Source organism: Coprococcus sp. AM100_B19A (assembly GCF_027662015.1).
GTDB lineage: Bacteria > Bacillota > Clostridia > Lachnospirales > Lachnospiraceae > Allocoprococcus > Allocoprococcus comes.
Genome location: NZ_JAQDKN010000004.1, coordinates 225,845 through 243,073, shown reverse-complemented (window position 1 = coordinate 243,073; position 17,229 = coordinate 225,845). Strand labels below are relative to the sequence as shown.

Sequence of the window (17,229 nt, the reverse complement as noted above, 5' to 3'; positions counted from 1 at the left end):
TGCATGAAAAAGCGGAGTATAGCTTGTGACTTTTTTATCGACAATTGTATAAAAATAGAGAATAACTATAATAATGGAATATTTATAGAAATAATGAATTTGAATAAAGTGCACAAAAGAATATAATGGTAATACATGGATGTTGGCGGAATATACAAATAATCGCGCCGGCACAAATACAATTTTACAGGAGGTTTTGAAAATGAATATCGGAGTAACAGAAATCAGTCCAAGAGAAGTGCAGAGAAAGGCAGAAAAGTGTTTTAAAGACGGATACTATTGCTGTGAAGCTTTGGTAAGTACGATTCGTGATGAATTTAAACTGGATGTACCGAAAGAAGTTGTAGCTATGGCATCCGGAATGGCTGTGGGAGCAGGAAAATCCGGATGTGTATGTGGTGCATTTAACGGAGGAATCCTTGCACTTGGACTTTTTTTCGGACGTACAGAGCAGGACGGACCTACAAATCCAAAGAGCGTGAAGTGCATGGAACTGACACACGAACTTCATGACTGGTTTAAACGGGCAAATGGTAAAAATGCAATCTGCTGCAGAGTTCTTACAAAGGAATTCAATATGGGACAGGGTGAACACAAAGAACAGTGTATCTATTTTACAGGACTTTGTGCATGGAAGGTAGCGCAGATCGTCTGTCGTGAGCTTGGTATCAAGAATCTGGATGAAATTGATGAACCGTGCGAAAGAAGAAAAATTGCAGATATCTAAATAAAGTGGTAACGACAGCCGCTTGATGAGAGAAAGGGAAAGAAACAATGAAAGACGTAATTAAGAAAGTACCGATTCCGCTTTGCGGAGTCATGCTTGGCGCGGCAGCACTTGGAAATTTACTTCAGAGCTATTCAGAAGGAATCCGTTATGTATGCGGTATATTCGCAGCATTTCTTCTGATACTGGTGCTTTTGAAGCTGATCATGTTCCCGGGAGCAGTGAAAGAAGATATGGGAAATCCGATCATGGCAAGCGTATCAGGAACATTTCCGATGGCACTTATGATTCTCAGCACTTATGTAAAACCGTTTATCGGAAAGGCAGCTTATTACATATGGCTTCTGGCAATCATTCTTCACATCATTCTGATCATATACTTTACGGTGAAGTTTGTTCTGAAACTTCAGATGCCGAAAGTATTTGCAAGCTATTATATTGTATATGTAGGAATTGCTGTAGCGGCTGTTACAGCACCGGCTTATGAGCAACTTGGAATCGGAACCGCAGCATTCTGGTTTGGATTTGTAACACTGATCGTACTTCTTGTACTTGTAACCTATCGTTATGTGAAGTTTAAAGAAGTGCCGGATCCGGCAAAACCGCTGATCTGTATCTACGCAGCACCGACCAGCCTGTGTATTGCAGGTTATGTACAGTCCGTAACACCGAAATCATACGGTTTCCTGATGGCAATGTTTGTAGTTGCAACGGTTATTTATATTTTTGCCCTGGTAAAAGCAGTGGAATATCTGAAGATGCCATTCTTCCCAAGCTATGCAGCCTTCACATTCCCATTTGTTATCAGTGCGATCGCAAGTAAACAAACTATGGCATGTGCAGCAAATATGGGACATCCAATGCCATTCCTTCAGTATGTAGTTCTGATCGAGACAATTATTGCAGCAGCACTTGTTGTTTATACTTATGTTCGTTTTATGGGGGCTATTTTCGGAGGAAAGAAATAAAAGATTTGACCGGACAGATAAAAAAGGGTAAACTTAAATTTATCAAGAATATGTCGGATGAGGGACGTCCTAGACACCGCAAGGGGCCGAAGAAGCAAAGCGTAGGGTAACATCTTCCTTTCGTGGAAACTGACAGGCAAAAAGGAAGGCGACCTGACGAATCTTTGGAGAGTGTGCAAAGAAAGCACCACCTACGAGGCTAGAACCAACTGGTAAAAGGACAGAGAAAACAGATGAACGATTTTTTTCGTGTATCTGTTTTTTTCTGCCCTTTTTATATGGGCACTAATATGAGATGAGACTGTTAGCAGGCAGTACGTGGTGGCATACAAAAGTATTATCCGAGGAAGAAGGGAAAGGGCATTTTTTGAATAAAATTTGACAGAAAAAAAAGAAAAGCAGGAGGAAAAAAAGATGAGAATGATGCTTGTAGGAGCCGGTGCTGTCGGTGAAAGTATTTTAAAAGTAATGCAGTGGAGAGACCCAAAGGGAGAATGGCTGAAATATGTGCTGGTCTGTGACTATGATCTGAAAAGAGCAGAGGAAGTTGTCGGTATGCTGAAGGGGGATTCCCGTTTTGAAGCCTCTAAGATCGACGCGACAAATACAGAGGAAATGGCAGAAATGATCCGGGAGCACAAAATTGATTTTGTGATGGATGCGGCACCGCCCTTTGCAAGTAATATGATTTTTGACGCTGCATTTAAAACGGGTGCAGATTACGGAAGCATGGGAACATGGTCGGTTCCGATGGAAGATCCGGCTTACGGACTTGGTATTGAGAACAGCTATACTGAACCGATGACAAAATACAATTTTGACCGTCATGAAGCCTGGAAGAAGCAGGGGAATATGGCTGTGATCTGTATGGGAATCGATCCGGGTGTTGTAAATGTATTTGCAAAATACGCGGCGACAGAGCTTTTGGATGAAATAACAGAAGTTCATGTAAAAGACGGCGGAAATCTGTCTGTTCCTGGTGCAGATCCGGATGATATCATGTTTGGATTCAACGTGTGGACAGTGCTGGATGAGGTGATGAATCCGAATGTGGAGTATGATAAAGATAAGGGTGGATTTATCGTAGAAAAAGCATTTGCAGGACAGGAAGTTTACGAGATGCCGGAAGGAGTAGGAAAGAATACTCTGGTAAAGGTAGAGCATGAGGAAGTCGTGACGATGGCACGCTACTTAAGTCAGTATGGATTAAAGAAGGCAACTTTCAAGATCAGCCTTGATGAAAATCTGATCACGGCACTTAAGGTGCTGGATAAGCTGGGACTTCGCAGTATCAAGCCGGTGCAGGTAGGAGATGTGAAAGTAGTTCCAAGAGATGTGGTTGCAGCCTGTGCACCGCAGCCAAAAGATATCGGAGATGAGATGACCGGAAAAATGCTGGTCGGAGTACATTGTGTCGGAAAGAAAGACGGAAAGGAAAAAGAATATTTCTTGTATCAGCCATTTGATAATCAGGAGTCTATCGAAAGATGGGGAACCCAGGCTGTTACCGCCCAGACAGGATTTGGAGCAGCACTTGCACTGGAGCTGATCGGAAGAGGAATCTGGAAAGAAGCTGGAGTCTATGCACCGGAATATTTTGATCCGAAACCATACCTTGAATTAATGAAAGAAAGTGGTTATAAATACGGAATTATAGAGAAATAATCTGGATGCGCTCAGAGATGGTCTGAGAAAATAAACAAAATAAAGTTACGCGCAGAAACGGTACAAAGTCATAGAAGAACTTTGTGCCGTTTTGTGTGTGACAGGAAATCAGATCAACTTACACTCTTTGGCCCATTTGGTGACATAGGTAAGAAACTTATCAAGTGCAGGAGAGAGTTCAGGTGTATCCAGATAGGCTACGGACAGATTCCTGCGGAAGTGTTCGGTAAAGGAACGGACACAGACGTTGAATGGAATATTATGAAGCAGAAGTTTGGGAAGTACAGTGATGCCAAAGCCCTGTTCCACCATTTTGATCGCAGTATAGTCCTCATTGATCCGGAATCTTACGTTAGGCGTGATATGATTTAAGCGAAATAATTTTCCGGTTTCATAATCAAAATCATCGGCGGAGAGAACAAAATCCTGTCCGTCAATATCGGCAAAAGATACCGTCAGCTGATCGGCAAGAGGATGGTCCAGGGAAGTAACCAGAACCAGTTCGTCGGTGCCGACAGGAAGATTTTGGAAATCCTTTGCGACATATTGCGAAACAAAGATACAGTCCAGTTCTTTTTTGCGAAGCTTTTCCGTCAGGTTCTGAAATCCGTCAACATAGAGCCGAAAGGTGATATTCGGGTATTCGGCAGAAAAATTTTTCAGTACTCCGGGGAGCCAGTTATAGGCAATGCTCTGCACCGTTCCGATGCGGATAAAGCCACTGTCCAGATTATTGATATTTGATACAATTTGATTGATCCGTGTATTGGCGGAGCGGATATGCATAAGCTCCTCAAAGATGGGTTCTGTCCCGGGAAGCGCTTCCATTCCGTTTTTTGAACGCTTGAACAGCTTAAGACCAATCTCTTTTTCATAATTGCGGATAGTCTGGCTGACAGCTGACTGTGTGTAGTTGTGTTTTTGAGCAGCTTTTGAGATGCTCTGATTCTCATAGACATCAAGAATCACATCGTATTTAGACATGATGAAACCTCCCGTGGTGTTGATAAACAATGCTCTTTTACTATCTTACTTAATATAAGGAAGATAATCAATATCCGTGGGATTTTATTATAAATTTGTAACTGTTCAGAGCCAAGCAAAATTTCATAAAACAGGTGTAAAATGCTTGCATTTTTAAGACTGTTTTTGAAATTTTATTTGGCGGATACGCCACACCGACGAAATGCGTAGCATTTTGGAGGTTGGCTCTGAACAGTTACATAAATTTTTTTAAAATCAAACATAAGAAAAAGTGAAAATATAAGCGCAAATCAAAGAGTTAACAATGTATTAAGAAAAAGTGAAGTCTGATATCAGTTTTACAGACTTTTCAATGACCGGAAACTGGAATAGCATAGAAGCAGGGGAATGAAATTCAAAGGAGTTTAAGTGTATTATGAATTAAAGGAGAAGAATAATGGGATACAATTACTGGAACGGAACAGAAGCGGCACACCGCCGTGTTATGATGAAGGCGGCAGGATATTCGGATGAAGATATCCGTCAGAAACCGCATATCGGAATACCGAATTCTTACATGGCAGGTTCTCCAGGAACTGCGCATCTTCGCCAGGTGACAGAAGCTGTAAAAGAGGGAATCTGGGCAGCAGGAGGAATCCCGGTAGAATTCGGAATCCCGGCTACTTGCGGAAATGTGGCAAATGGTGCGGATGAGATGAAGTATGAGCAGGTAGGAAGAGATATCGTGGCAATGTCCATCGAATTTGTATCCAGAATACATAATTTCGATGCGATCTGCTGTGTGGCATCCTGTGATCTGATCATTGCCGGATGTTATCTGGCAGCGTGCAGACTGGATATTCCGGCTCTGGTAGTGACCGGGGGATCAATGCAGGCCGGAAATTACTGTGGGAAGACAGTTGTAGAGGCAGATCTGGATGCGGCAAGATTCTCAGGTGCTTCCGAAGCTGAGTTATTTGAAATGGAAGAAAGTGTCTGCCCGTCTTTTGGTGCATGCCCTTCTATGGGAACAGCCAACACGATGCAGATGTTAGGTGAAGTATTGAACCTTGTTATGCCGGGAACATCTACGATTCCTGCATCAGATAATGCAAGACTTCGTGCTGCAAGAACAGCAGGAAAATACATGGTACAGCTTGCCAGATCCGGAAAGACACCAAAAGATCTGATCACCAAAGATGTTCTGGAAAATGCGATCATGTTTGATATGGCAGTTGCAGGATCAACCAATGCGGTACTGCATATCCTGGCATACGCATATGAACTTGGTATCAAGCTTACACTGGCAGATTTTGAAAAGTATGCGAAGGAAATTTACTGCATCAATGCAGTGATTCCAAGCGGACCGTATACAGTTGTAGATTTTCATTATGCCGGCGGTGTAAAGCAGGTCATGAAGCAGCTTGCCGGTAAAATCCATACCGATGCGCCGACGATTTACGGGGATACAACTTGGGGTGAACTCCTCGATTCTGTGAAAAGCGCGCCAAATAAAGTCATTCATTCGCTGGAAGATCCTGTAGCAAAAGAACCGGGACTTAAAATCATGCGGGGAAATATTTCTCCGGCAGGAGCGATCGTACGTCCGACAGCAGTATATGAAGAAGTAAAATACATCAAAGGTGCGGCAAAAGTGTATGAATGCGATCAGGATGCATATAGAGCCATTATGGCAGGCGAGATTGTTGCGGGGGACATTCTTGTTATTCGCTATGAAGGCTGTAAAGGAGCACCGGGTATGAAAGAGCTGATGCTTAGTATCGATGCGCTGATCGGACTTGGACTTGATAAAAAGGTCGGGCTTATCACAGACGCGCGTTTCTCTGGATTCAACTACGGAGCAATCGTCGGACATGTTTCTCCGGAAGCTTATGACGGCGGTGTGATCGCTTTGATCGAAAATGGTGATGAAATTGAGATGGACATTGCAGGGGGAACCGTCAATCTTCTCGTATCCGATGAGATTTTAGCAGAAAGAAGAAAATCCTGGGTACGTCCGCCGCTTAAGCAGCAGAAGGGTGTTTTAAATATTTACGCACAGAACTGCAGACCGGCAGAAGAAGGCGGTGCAATGCAGCCATGGGCACTGGATGCAGACTACGGATATCATCACGAATAAAAGTATTGGTATGGATAAGGAGAGAACGGGTATGTTATTGCTTTCAAAAGAGGATATTAAATGTGTAATTACAATGAAAGATATGATCGAAGCGGATAAGCAGGCATTTAAGATGGTTGTCGATGGCACGGTAGATACACCGCTTCGTACAGTCATCAATGGAAAATATGACGGCGCATTTCTGTTTATGCCGGCCTATGCTCCGGAATTAGATGCAGCAGCCATGAAGGTGATCAACATTTTTCCACACAATATCGATAACAATCTGATGACATCACCGGCGCAGACTATGCTGATCGATGGAAAGACAGGATATGTGATCGCGATGCTGGATGGAACTTATGTGACACAGCTTCGTACGGGGGCTTCTTCCGGTGCAGCATTCGATCTGCTTGGAAAAAAGGAATGTAAAAAAGGTGCAATGATCGGTACAGGGGGACAGGCAGCAGCTCAGCTTGAGGCAATGCTCGCAGCAAGAAAGCTGGAAGAAGTAAAGATCTTTGACCTGAATGAAGAAAGATGCAAAGCATTTGCCGAAGAAATGCAGAAGGAACTGGCTAAATACGGTGCAACAATCATACCGGCCAAGGATTCGGATGACTGTATTGAAGATGCAGATCTGATCATCACAGTGACGCCTTCGGCAAAACCGGTATTTGACGGGACAAAGGTAAAAGTCGGTGCAACCATCAGCTGCGTGGGTACCTATGAGCCGCACAAGCATGAGCTGGATCCGGCTGTTCTGCCGAGAGCATCTAAGATCATTTGTGATTCAAAAGAGGCGGCACTTTCAGAAACGGGGGATCTTCTGATTCCGATCGCAGACGGAATCATTACAGAAGAGGATGTGCTTGGAAGTCTTGGAGATGTGATCAATGGAAAGATCAAAGGACGTGAAAATGACGAAGAAATTATCGTATATGAAACTGTAGGAGTTGCTGCGCAGGATCTGGTAGCAGCAAAAGTGATTTATGATAAGGCAGTAGAAGCCGGAAAAGGACTTCGCTGGGGAGAATAATCTAAAAAGAGGATGTAAATACAAAAAACACGGAATATTTCCGTGTTTTTTGTATTTTAAAGAATAGCTTTGTGATAAGATAAACGAGAACAATAATTTAAAGAAAAGGAAACAAGAGAAATGATAACTACATGGATTCAGGCAGTATACCAATTTTTATGGGGAGATCTTTTAAGGATACCACTTCCGGGAGGCTCCTCTTTTGGTGTGTCACTGCTTATTATTTTACTGATTCCCACAGGAATCTATTTTACGATCAGAACAAGATTTTTGCCGGTTCGTCTTTTTGGAGATATGGTTCGCGCGCTTACCGGGAAAAAGAAGGAAGATGGCAGTCTGTCGACTTTTCAGACACTGATCGTCTCAACTGCAACAAGAGTCGGAATGGGAAATCTGGTAGGAGTAGTCGCTGCCGTTTCCGCAGGCGGTGCCGGTGCGGTATTCTGGATGTGGATCACAGCAGTCATCGGTTCTTCAACTGCATTTATCGAGGCAACGCTTGCACAGCTTTATAAAGAGAAAGATCCGCTTTACGGAGGCTACCGCGGAGGTCCGGCATATTATATGCATCATTATGTAGAGAGACGGACAGGAAAGACAAAGAAACATGTCTGTATTGCGGTGCTCTTTGCAATCTCAGGGCTTATCTGCTGGGCCGGGATCAGTCAGGTGATCAGTAATTCGGTTGCATCTTCTTTTGAAAATGCATTTGGGATTCCGCCAATTTTTACGACGGTGATTCTGGTAGTCGTTGCTGCAGTGATCGTACTGCGAAAAAATGCCACAGTAAAGGTGTTGGATATTCTGGTTCCAATCATGGCAGTCTGCTATTTTGTGATTACAATAGTCATTATCTTGTTGAATATCCGAAGCCTTCCGGGTGTATTTGAGCGGATTATCCAGGAAGCGTTTGGGATCCGTCAGGCAGCAGCCGGAGGGTTCGGAGCAGTTCTTATGAATGGTGTAAAAAGAGGGTTATTTTCCAACGAAGCGGGTTCGGGATCAGCACCATGCGCAGCTGCGGCTGCAGAATGTGATACGCCTGTAAAAGCAGGATTTATACAGGCATTGGGTGTATTTATAGATACAATTGTGATCTGCAGCTGTACGGCGATGATCATGCTTCTTGTACCGGAAAAGATGATAGCAGGACTGGAAGGAATGGAGCTTTTGCAGACAGCAATGAATTATCATCTCGGTAAATTTGGCGTGATCTTTATTGCGGTTACGTTGTTCCTTTTCAGCTTTTCAACGTTTCTTGGAATCCTGTTTTATGCAAGAGGAAATGTGGCATATCTTTTAGGGGATAAGTGGTGCTGGCAGACAGCATATAAAATCCTCGCACTTGTGATGCTCTTTATCGGAGGAATTGCGGCTTATCATATTGTATGGGATCTTGGCGATGTGGGAATCGGACTTATGACGATTTTTAATATTGTGACTTTGTATCCTATGGGTGGAGAGGCACTGAAGGAATTGAGGAAGTACGAAAAAAATAAACAGTAGGAGGAACTGGAGAATGTCAAAAGATGAATATTTAATTACAGATGCGCCTCTTAAAGCATTAACTGTTTTTGCAATGCCTATGATTTTAGGCAGCTTTTTTCAACAAGTATATAATATGGCTGATTCTATTATCGTAGGTCAGTTTGTTGGTTCGTCTGCACTGGCGGCAGTCGGTGCCTGCGCTGCACTTACGAATGTCTTCATTTGTATAGCATTGGGTGCCGGTGTAGGTGCAGGAGTGCTCGTGAGCCGTTATTTTGGAGCCAGAGATTATAGTAAAATGAAAACAATCGTGTCAACATCATTGATCAGCTTCCTGATTCTAAGCGTACTTCTGGGCATATTTGGCTTTTGTTTTTCCCATTCGATGATGAGTTTATTACAGACACCTGCTGATATACTGGATGAAGCAGTACTGTACCTTCGTGTTTATTTTGTGGGATTTCCGTTTCTGTTTATGTATAACATCCTTTCAACGATGTTTACCTCGATCGGTGAATCAAAGATTCCATTGGGACTGTTGATATTTTCTTCTATTTTGAATATTTTTATGGATCTCTGGATGGTGGCCGGACTTGGTTTGGGGGTATTTGGTGCAGCTCTTGCAACCCTCATTGCGCAGGGGATTTCGGCAGTGTTTTCACTTTTGATTTTCTTTAGCCGGATGCGTCGATATAAAAGTCATTTTGACTGGTTTGATGGGAAGGAATTGCATTCCATGCTTCGGATCGCTGTGCCATCTGTTCTTCAGCAGTCTACAGTGTCAATTGGCATGATGATCGTACAGGCAGTTGTAAATCCATTCGGTACACAGGCACTTGCCGGTTATTCGGCAACGATGCGGGTAGAGAACGTTTTTTCACTGATTTTTGTATCCATTGGAAATGCAGTTTCACCGTATGTTTCCCAGAATTTTGGCGCAAAGAAAATGGAACGTATCAAAAAAGGATATCATGCGGCACTGGTATTGGATTTATGTTTTGCAGTTCTTGCTTTTATAGTCATTGAAACGCTGCATACCCAGATTTCCTCGTTATTCCTGGGGAAAGACGGAACCGCCCTGGCATATCAGGTGTCCGGGGATTATATGAGATGGCTTGGTTACTTTTTCATTTTTATGGGTATCAAGATGGCAACAGATGGAGTCCTCCGTGGACTTGGTGTCATGCGCCCGTTTCTCGTTGCCAATATGGTAAACCTTGCAATCCGCCTGGCAGTTGCTTTGATTTTTGCACCTCGTTTTGGTATCGAATTTGTCTGGCTTGCCGTACCGGCTGGCTGGTTTGCCAATTTTGTGATTTCCTATGTGGCACTTAGAAAATCGTGGCCAACTGATAAAGCAGCTTCAGTTTGCTAACTGTCTGTTTATTCCGGAAATAGAATTACCCGCACCAACGGTGCGGGTAATAGCATAAGTCAGCAAGAATATAAAATCAGAAATATAATGCCGAAAATCCTTATGGAAGCGGATGACCTGCAGCCAGGTACAGCTCATACCATTCTTCGCGAGTCAGTGTTATCTCACATGCTGCGATAATTTCTTTCAGGCGGCTTTCGCTTGCAGTTCCGGTAATGATTTGCATATTTGCCGGGTGGCGTAAAATCCACGCAGCCGCAATGGTAGTGTCGCTGACATTATATTTTTCAGCCAGTACATGAAGCTTTTGATTCAGTTCCGGGTATTCGTCACTTCCGAGAAAGCATCCTTTCCATGCCGGCATCTGAAATGGTGACCAGGCCTGGAGGGTGATATCGTGGAGGCGGCAGTAGTCGAGCAGACTTCCGTCGTGGTCAATTGAACCGGGGGTTTCCATATTGACTTCCATGCCATTTGCAACAAGATTGGAAACCGGAATGCTGAATTGAACCTGGTTGACAACGAGCGGTTGGCAGACATACTTCTGCAGCAGTGCAATCTGCATCGGTTTGTGGTTTGAAACACCAAAATGGCGGACCTTTCCGCTCTCAAACAGAACATCAAATGCGGCAGCAACCTCTTCCGGTTCTACGAGTGCATCCGGACGGTGAAGCAGCAGAAGATCGAGATAATCTGTCTGAAGCCGTTTTAAAATACCATCGACGGATTTCAAAATGTGCTCTTTTGAGAGATCATAATAACCTTGCCGGATGCCGCATTTTGACTGCAGGTAAATATCTTCCCGTTTCAGGGATGGATCGCCGGCAAAGGCTTCGCCGAACACAGTCTCGCTCATACCGCCGCCATAGATATCCGCATGATCGAAGAAATATGCGCCCTGTTCCAATGCAGAGTGAATGAAATGGTTCATTTCCTCCTTCGATTTTTCAGAAAGTCGCATGCATCCGACTGCAATGGAAGGAATTTTTTGCAGATGATTGCCTAAAATAGTTTCTCTCATGATAAAAATCTCCTTTGTAATGATTTGATATTCGCGGAATTTTTCCGTAAAGCAAGTATGGAAGAAGTCCGGAAGTAAAGAAATAATAATTGTTATACTTTTGACCATGGTATCATCATATCATAGAAGCGCACTCGAGAGTCAATGAAAATTTCTTGAGATAGCTATTAAATTTGAGTAAGAGATAGAAGAGCAGATATTATATCTTGAAAAAAGTACGTTCCATTGGTTCCGTTGAAGTCAATAGATTCCTCTTTACTTTCCCGACACAACTGCTATAATATATCAGACAGCAAGTAAAGGCAAAACAGAGAGGAATTCTATAATGGACATTATACAAAAATTTGGTAACGCAGTGAGCAGTATGTCTCTGGAGGATCCCGGGAAGGCGCGCAGGCTTCTTCTTACAGGATATCGACTTCAGGAGAAACGACTGCTCTTTTTTTCAGATAAAAAGCTGCCCAAGTCGGGACAGTATGTAGCAAGAATTGTTATGAAAAATATCATCCAGGCACTTTCAAAGCCTGAAAATTCAGCGATGGTCAGCATCTTTGTTCCGGGAGAGCTTTTGACGGCGGCAGGGCTGACTCCGTATTCGGTAGAAGCAATGTCCTGCTTTATCGCAGGAACAAGATGTGAGCAGACATTTTTGAGAAAAACAGAAGAAGAGGGATTTCCGGAAACGATGTGCTCCTATCACAGAGTTTTCCTTGGAGCGGCACTATCCGGACTTGTGCCAAAGCCAAAATGTATGATCTACACAAATCTGGCATGTGACAGCAATATGATGACCTTCCCGTATCTGAAGCAGAAAAATATGCTTCCGGGATTTTTTATAGATGTACCGTATGACAAGAACGAAGATTCTGTAAAATATGTGGCAGATCAGCTCCGGGAGTTGAAAGCATTTTTAGAAGATGTTACTGGAAAGAAGATTTCCGAAGAGGCAGTACGGCAGGCGGTCAATAACAGCAACCAGGCAGCCGCATATTATCATGAACAGCTGGCACTGCGCAAAGAACATGATCCGGTCACGAGCCTGACCAATGAGCTGTACGCGATTTTCATGTGCCACCTCATGGCGGGTTCGCAGGAGGCAGTCAAGTATACGAAATTGCTTCTGGAAGATGTGAAAAAGGCACCGAAGAGCGAAGGTCTGCATATTCTCTGGATGCATATGATGCCATTTTTGCAGGAACCGGTAAAGGATATTTTCAATTACAGTGACCAGATTCATATCAGTGCCTGTGACTTTGTGGCAGACGGACTTCAGAAGACACATTATGAAGATCCGTATGAGTCCATGGCAGAAAAGATGGTGAACTGCATTTACAATGGAAGCGTCAAGCAGAGAATCCAGAAGGCAAAAGAGCTTGCGGCGCAGACAAATGTGGATGGAGGAATCCTTTTTACACATTGGGGATGCAAAGGTACGATCGGAGCTTCCAGTCTGATCAAAGGATCGCTTGAGGAAGCAGGGATCCCGACCATGATCCTTGATGGAGATGGATGTAATCCGGCAAACAGCAGTGATGGACAGATTTCTACAAGACTTCAGGCTTATATGGAGATGCTGAAGGTAAATAAAGCAGAAAAATATGCCGCAAATCACGGAAAGGGGGCTGGGTCAGATGATACATTATGTCTGTAAATATACGCCGGTAGAGTTATTGAATGCATTTGGAGAAGAGTGTGCCGTACTGGAGGAAATGCCGGAGAACTTTGAAATGTCGGATCAGATCGCACACGCAAATCTGTGCGGTTTTGGGAAATCTGTGATTCAGGCAGTTCTGGAAGGAAAGGTTAAGCAGCTTGTACTTGTGAACTGCTGTGATTCTGCCCGGAGAGTTTATGATATTGTAGAGAGTACCGGAAAATGCAATTTTTTATATATGCTGGATCTTCCGCATGAGGATAATGAATGTGAGAAGGTAAAGTATGCACAGGCAATCATGCGCCTGAAAAAAGCATACGAAAAATTTTCCGGAAAAACATTTGATAAGGAAGCATTTTTAAATTCATTTACAGAAAATGAGACAGAAATGAAGCCATACATTGGTCTGATGGGTGTGCGTGTAACGGGTATTCTTGAAAAAATGATCCGGGATAATATTCAGATGGACGTGGACAATCTTACCTGCACCGGTGGAAGACAGCTTGCAGTTGTTCCGGAGCAGATGAGACAGATGGATGAAGAAAAAATGTTTCTGGCTTATGCGGATGCCCTGCTTTGCCAAATCCCATGTTTCCGAATGAATAACAACACTCGGAGAAATCAGCTGTATCTGGATCCAAACTTGAAGGGAATTATTTATCATACGATCAAATTCTGTGATTATTATGGATTTGAATATGCGAGCATTAAAAAGAATATCAAAGTACCGCTTCTGAAAATCGAGACGGATTTTACAAGTCAGAGCGCTGGACAGTTACTGACGAGAATCCAGGCATTTGCAGAAACGATTGAAGGATCGGAAGACATGGATCCGGGAAAAGGAATCAGTGAGGAGGCAAGAAAAAAGATGGAGTCAGGAATATATTATGTAGCAGGGATCGACAGTGGCTCTACAAGTACAGACGTTGTGATTCTGGATCAGGACGGAAAAATTAAATCTACGATGATCATTCCGACAGGCGGCGGAGCGATGATGAGTGCGGAGAAAAGCCTGGATCTTGCCGTAGAGAAGGCAGGAATTAAGAAAGAAGAAATTGTCAGAATTGTCACGACGGGATATGGACGTGCTTATATTGAAAGCGGGGATGACAGTATTACAGAGATCACCTGTCATGCCAAAGGTGCGCATTACCTGAACCCGAATGTGCGGACGGTGATCGATATCGGCGGACAGGATATCAAGGCGATCAGCATCGATGAAAATGGCGCAGTAAAGAATTTCCTGATGAATGACAAATGTGCGGCAGGAACCGGAAGGTTTCTGGAAATGATGGCACGGACTTTGGGACTTTCTCTTGAAGAGATGAGTACAAAAGGATTGGAATGGAAGGAAAATATTGTGATTTCCAGTATGTGTACGGTGTTCGCTGAGTCAGAGGTGGTATCACTTGTGGCTCAGAATAAAGATGTGGCAGATATCATCCATGGTCTGAATGTGTCGGTTGCTTCGAAAGTAGGAGCACTGGCGGCACGTCTTGGGAAAAAGAATCCGGGAGAATATATGATGACAGGCGGAGTGGCAAAGAATCCTGGAATCATCAAAGCACTGGAAGAAAAGCTGGATGCAAAATTGTATATTTGCGACGAGGCACAGCTTTGTGGTGCGCTTGGAGCTGCATTGTTTGCATATGAGAAGTGCAGTGTGTAGAGGCTGTGTTTGTAATCACCGGACATTATTTTATATTGCATAAAAAAGAGAAACCTTACCAATTTAGTGCGACAGCCCCTTATTTTACCAGAACAATTTGGCGTTCGCGTTTGTGACGGTTTTTTCTATATTCTGTAGGAGAAATTCCGTGGTATTCTTTAAATATTTTTGAAAAATAAGAAGGCGAACTGAATCCACAGATCTGACTGATATAGTCCACGGACCAGTCAGAAGTAAAAAGAAATTCTTCACTCTGGGTGATGCGAAAATCCAGTATATATTTTTTCAATGGAACACCCATCTGCTTTGAAAAGATTTCTGAGAGATAGGATCGATTCAGATTCAGTTTGTCTGCAATATACTGAACTGTCAGGTCTCGTCCGTAGAAATCTTCTACAATAGAAATTGCTCGCTGTACATGACTTTCTGAATTCTGACGACTTTTTTTTCGGGAAACTCTTTGGAGTTCTCGATAAAAGTACCAACTTTTGAAAGAAGAAGGAGAAGAATGCCATTGGTATACAGATCATTTTTTGTACTATCATTTTTTATGGAAATCAGAATCTCAAGGAGATCCTTGATTTCCTCAAAGACTTCTGTAGAAAGTCCTTTTGTGAGGGACGGATAACCGAATCCAAGACGATGCATGAAGTATGGAGCGAGTTCGCCATTGAAGCCAACCCACGAATAAGTCCATGGATTCTCCTTATCGGCCTGATAGAAGACCATCTGATCCGGTTCAATCAAAAAAATCTGTTTTTCTTCAATAAGATATTCTGTTTTATTAACAACAAGACGTCCCTTCCCGGAAAGAACAAAATGCATGAGATAATAGGGTCTTGTTCCAGGTCCGTAGTAATGAAGAGGCAGACATTCTGAATGACCGCAGAAACGAAGTTTTATATCATTCCAGCTGGTGTCTCTGTACAGATTTAATTTTTCTAATTCCATAGGATCTCCTTTCGGTAATTTGTATATTTATATTCGATAGATACAAAATTTTTGCTTTTATTAAACTACAATTTCCGACAAAATTTATAAGTTATCCAACAAAAGTGACTAACATGGTAATAAGATTATAGTATATGATATCAATGTAGACAAGAGAAAGAAAAGAAAAAAATAATCTAAAAATTCAGACAGGAAACGAATCGATTCAAATTCACAGAAAAGTAAAAAGCTATAGTTATTAGAAGAAAGAAGTCAGTTTGTAAAAGGTGACCTGTATTTTGTGCACCCTAAAATAAAATGGAAAGGTAAGGAAAGAGATATGTTAGAATTTGCAAAAACACCACCAAAAGGATGGAACAGCTGGGATGTATATGGAGCGTCTGTTACAGAAGAAGAAGTAAAAAGAAATGCAGATATTATGGCTGAAAAGCTTAAGAAATATGGATGGAACTATGTGGTTGTAGATATTCAGTGGTACGAGCCAGGAGCTGAGTCAGCAGCATATCGCAAGTTTGCGGATTTGAAGATAGATGAATATAGTCGTGTGCTTCCGGCTGAAAATCGTTTTCCAAGTTCAGCAGATGGAGTTGGGTTTGCACCACTTGCTGAATATGTACACCAATTAGGGTTGAAATTCGGTATTCACATTTTAAGGGGAATACCAAGACAGGCTGTTCATGGAAGAATGCATATCAAAGGAACGGATAAGACAGCAGATCAGATTGCTGTTAACAGCATTTGTCCATGGAATTCAGATATGTATGGAGTGGATATGTCAATTCCGGAAGGACAGTTATATTATGATTCTCTTATGGAACTGTATGCTTCATGGGGAGTTGATTTCATTAAGGTAGATGACATTGCATATTCAACGATTTACAGAGATTCTCATAGAAAAGAGATTGAAGGTATTCGAAAGGCCATTGATAAAACGGGACGGGAGATTGTACTTTCCCTTTCACCGGGACCGGCAAGACTTCAGGATGGAAGCTTTCTCCAAAAGAATGCCAATATGTGGAGACTTACAGACGATTTCTGGGATGAGTGGGAATTGCTCTATGATATGTTCGATCGTTGTAATTATTGGTCGCCATTTATCCGTAAAGGAAACTGGCCTGATTGCGATATGCTTCCGCTTGGACATATTGGAATCCGTTCCGGTGAGCGTGGAAAGGCAGACCGTATGACTTGCTTTACGAAACCGGAACAAAAGACAATGATTACATTATGGTCTATCTTCCAGTCGCCACTAATGTATGGCGGGGAACTGGATGATCTGGATGCCTGGACTCTTTCACTGCTGACGAATACAGAGGTAAATGAAATGCATCGCACATTGGAAGGACAAAGACAGGAGTACAGAGATGATGAATGGATCGTCTGGTCAGGTGAAAATAAGGAAAGTACATATATTGCAATCTTTAACGTATCAGATGAAAAGAAAGAAATTCCAGGTAAATTGACAGAGCGATATCTTCGAAAAGATGCAAAAGAAATCTGGTCAGGAAAAAAGGTAACAGAAGGAACAGAAGGAACAGAAGAAGTAGAAAGCCATGGCTGTGTACTGTATCAGATGAAAAGAATATGATG

The 17,229-nt window shown here is 42.7% G+C and carries 14 protein-coding genes; 10 read left to right on the top strand and 4 right to left on the bottom strand.

Annotation, left to right across the window (positions count from 1 at the left end; all coding sequences use genetic code 11):
- Window positions 1-202 precede the first annotated feature (202 nt).
- From PGQ33_RS06050 to PGQ33_RS06040, 3 genes are all read left to right on the top strand, one after another.
- A complete protein-coding gene (locus tag PGQ33_RS06050) occupies window positions 203-727 on the top strand; it encodes a C-GCAxxG-C-C family protein (RefSeq protein WP_117557864.1) in 525 nt (174 codons plus the stop codon).
- A 47-nt stretch (window positions 728-774) separates the two neighbouring features.
- Window positions 775-1,695 carry a TDT family transporter gene (locus PGQ33_RS06045; RefSeq protein ID WP_117557862.1) on the top strand — a complete coding sequence of 307 codons (921 nt, stop codon included), beginning with the start codon at window positions 775-777 and terminating at the stop codon, window positions 1,693-1,695.
- A gap of 414 nt (window positions 1,696-2,109) precedes the next feature.
- Window positions 2,110-3,360, top strand: a complete 1,251-nt coding sequence (locus tag PGQ33_RS06040; protein WP_270205448.1) for a saccharopine dehydrogenase family protein — start codon at window positions 2,110-2,112, stop codon at window positions 3,358-3,360.
- Between the two features lie 108 nt (window positions 3,361-3,468).
- Here the strand turns inward: PGQ33_RS06040 and PGQ33_RS06035 are convergent, their stop codons facing one another.
- Entirely contained in the window at window positions 3,469-4,344 is an 876-nt protein-coding gene (locus PGQ33_RS06035) for a LysR family transcriptional regulator (protein WP_270205447.1), read from the bottom strand.
- A 436-nt stretch (window positions 4,345-4,780) separates the two neighbouring features.
- Between PGQ33_RS06035 and ilvD the strand changes: the two genes are divergently transcribed.
- The 4 genes from ilvD (at window position 4,781) to PGQ33_RS06015 (ending at window position 10,344) form a co-directional block, all read left to right on the top strand.
- Window positions 4,781-6,463, top strand: coding sequence for a dihydroxy-acid dehydratase (gene ilvD, locus PGQ33_RS06030; protein ID WP_008368759.1), 1,683 nt, complete (start codon window positions 4,781-4,783; stop codon window positions 6,461-6,463).
- Between the two features lie 31 nt (window positions 6,464-6,494).
- Entirely contained in the window at window positions 6,495-7,481 is a 987-nt protein-coding gene (locus PGQ33_RS06025) for an ornithine cyclodeaminase family protein (RefSeq protein WP_270205446.1), read from the top strand.
- A 120-nt stretch (window positions 7,482-7,601) separates the two neighbouring features.
- On the top strand, window positions 7,602-8,987 hold the full coding sequence (locus PGQ33_RS06020) for an alanine/glycine:cation symporter family protein (RefSeq protein WP_270205445.1): 1,386 nt from the start codon (window positions 7,602-7,604) through the stop codon (window positions 8,985-8,987).
- A 13-nt stretch (window positions 8,988-9,000) separates the two neighbouring features.
- Entirely contained in the window at window positions 9,001-10,344 is a 1,344-nt protein-coding gene (locus PGQ33_RS06015; protein ID WP_055296536.1) for an MATE family efflux transporter, read from the top strand.
- A gap of 100 nt (window positions 10,345-10,444) precedes the next feature.
- On the opposite strand, the gene PGQ33_RS06010 is transcribed toward PGQ33_RS06015, so the two are convergent.
- Window positions 10,445-11,365: an aldo/keto reductase gene (locus PGQ33_RS06010; protein ID WP_270205444.1), complete on the bottom strand. Its 921-nt coding sequence runs from the start codon at window positions 11,363-11,365 to the stop codon at window positions 10,445-10,447.
- Between the two features lie 325 nt (window positions 11,366-11,690).
- Here PGQ33_RS06010 and PGQ33_RS06005 point away from each other — a divergent pair, with 325 nt between their 5' ends.
- Both PGQ33_RS06005 and PGQ33_RS06000 read left to right on the top strand, forming a co-directional pair.
- The gene (locus tag PGQ33_RS06005) at window positions 11,691-13,016 is read left to right on the top strand and encodes a 2-hydroxyacyl-CoA dehydratase subunit D (RefSeq protein ID WP_270205443.1); all 1,326 of its coding nucleotides are present in this window, start codon (window positions 11,691-11,693) and stop codon (window positions 13,014-13,016) included.
- Window positions 12,997-14,688, top strand: a complete 1,692-nt coding sequence (locus tag PGQ33_RS06000; RefSeq protein WP_117557852.1) for an acyl-CoA dehydratase activase — start codon at window positions 12,997-12,999, stop codon at window positions 14,686-14,688. The genes PGQ33_RS06005 and PGQ33_RS06000 overlap by 20 nt, the downstream gene beginning before the upstream one ends.
- 79 nt (window positions 14,689-14,767) lie before the next feature.
- Here PGQ33_RS06000 and PGQ33_RS17135 read toward each other — a convergent pair whose 3' ends face one another.
- Window positions 14,768-15,034 (bottom strand): helix-turn-helix domain-containing protein, encoded by a 267-nt coding sequence (locus PGQ33_RS17135; protein WP_442872454.1) that lies wholly within the window; start codon window positions 15,032-15,034, stop codon window positions 14,768-14,770.
- 47 nt (window positions 15,035-15,081) lie between these two features.
- Entirely contained in the window at window positions 15,082-15,639 is a 558-nt protein-coding gene (locus tag PGQ33_RS05995) for an AraC family ligand binding domain-containing protein (protein WP_270205442.1), read from the bottom strand.
- A 319-nt stretch (window positions 15,640-15,958) separates the two neighbouring features.
- Here PGQ33_RS05995 and PGQ33_RS05990 point away from each other — a divergent pair, with 319 nt between their 5' ends.
- A complete protein-coding gene (locus tag PGQ33_RS05990; RefSeq protein ID WP_270205441.1) occupies window positions 15,959-17,227 on the top strand; it encodes a glycoside hydrolase family 27 protein in 1,269 nt (422 codons plus the stop codon).
- Window positions 17,228-17,229: the final 2 nt, after the last annotated feature.

Coding starts and splice junctions, on each gene's coding strand:
- PGQ33_RS06050 (WP_117557864.1), top strand. CDS start 203: ATGAATATCGGAGTAACAGAAATCAGTCCAAGAGAAGTGCAGAGAAAG.
- PGQ33_RS06045 (WP_117557862.1), top strand. CDS start 775: ATGAAAGACGTAATTAAGAAAGTACCGATTCCGCTTTGCGGAGTCATG.
- PGQ33_RS06040 (WP_270205448.1), top strand. CDS start 2,110: ATGAGAATGATGCTTGTAGGAGCCGGTGCTGTCGGTGAAAGTATTTTA.
- PGQ33_RS06035 (WP_270205447.1), bottom strand. CDS start 4,344: ATGTCTAAATACGATGTGATTCTTGATGTCTATGAGAATCAGAGCATC.
- ilvD (WP_008368759.1), top strand. CDS start 4,781: ATGGGATACAATTACTGGAACGGAACAGAAGCGGCACACCGCCGTGTT.
- PGQ33_RS06025 (WP_270205446.1), top strand. CDS start 6,495: ATGTTATTGCTTTCAAAAGAGGATATTAAATGTGTAATTACAATGAAA.
- PGQ33_RS06020 (WP_270205445.1), top strand. CDS start 7,602: ATGATAACTACATGGATTCAGGCAGTATACCAATTTTTATGGGGAGAT.
- PGQ33_RS06015 (WP_055296536.1), top strand. CDS start 9,001: ATGTCAAAAGATGAATATTTAATTACAGATGCGCCTCTTAAAGCATTA.
- PGQ33_RS06010 (WP_270205444.1), bottom strand. CDS start 11,365: ATGAGAGAAACTATTTTAGGCAATCATCTGCAAAAAATTCCTTCCATT.
- PGQ33_RS06005 (WP_270205443.1), top strand. CDS start 11,691: ATGGACATTATACAAAAATTTGGTAACGCAGTGAGCAGTATGTCTCTG.
- PGQ33_RS06000 (WP_117557852.1), top strand. CDS start 12,997: ATGATACATTATGTCTGTAAATATACGCCGGTAGAGTTATTGAATGCA.
- PGQ33_RS05995 (WP_270205442.1), bottom strand. CDS start 15,639: ATGGAATTAGAAAAATTAAATCTGTACAGAGACACCAGCTGGAATGAT.
- PGQ33_RS05990 (WP_270205441.1), top strand. CDS start 15,959: ATGTTAGAATTTGCAAAAACACCACCAAAAGGATGGAACAGCTGGGAT.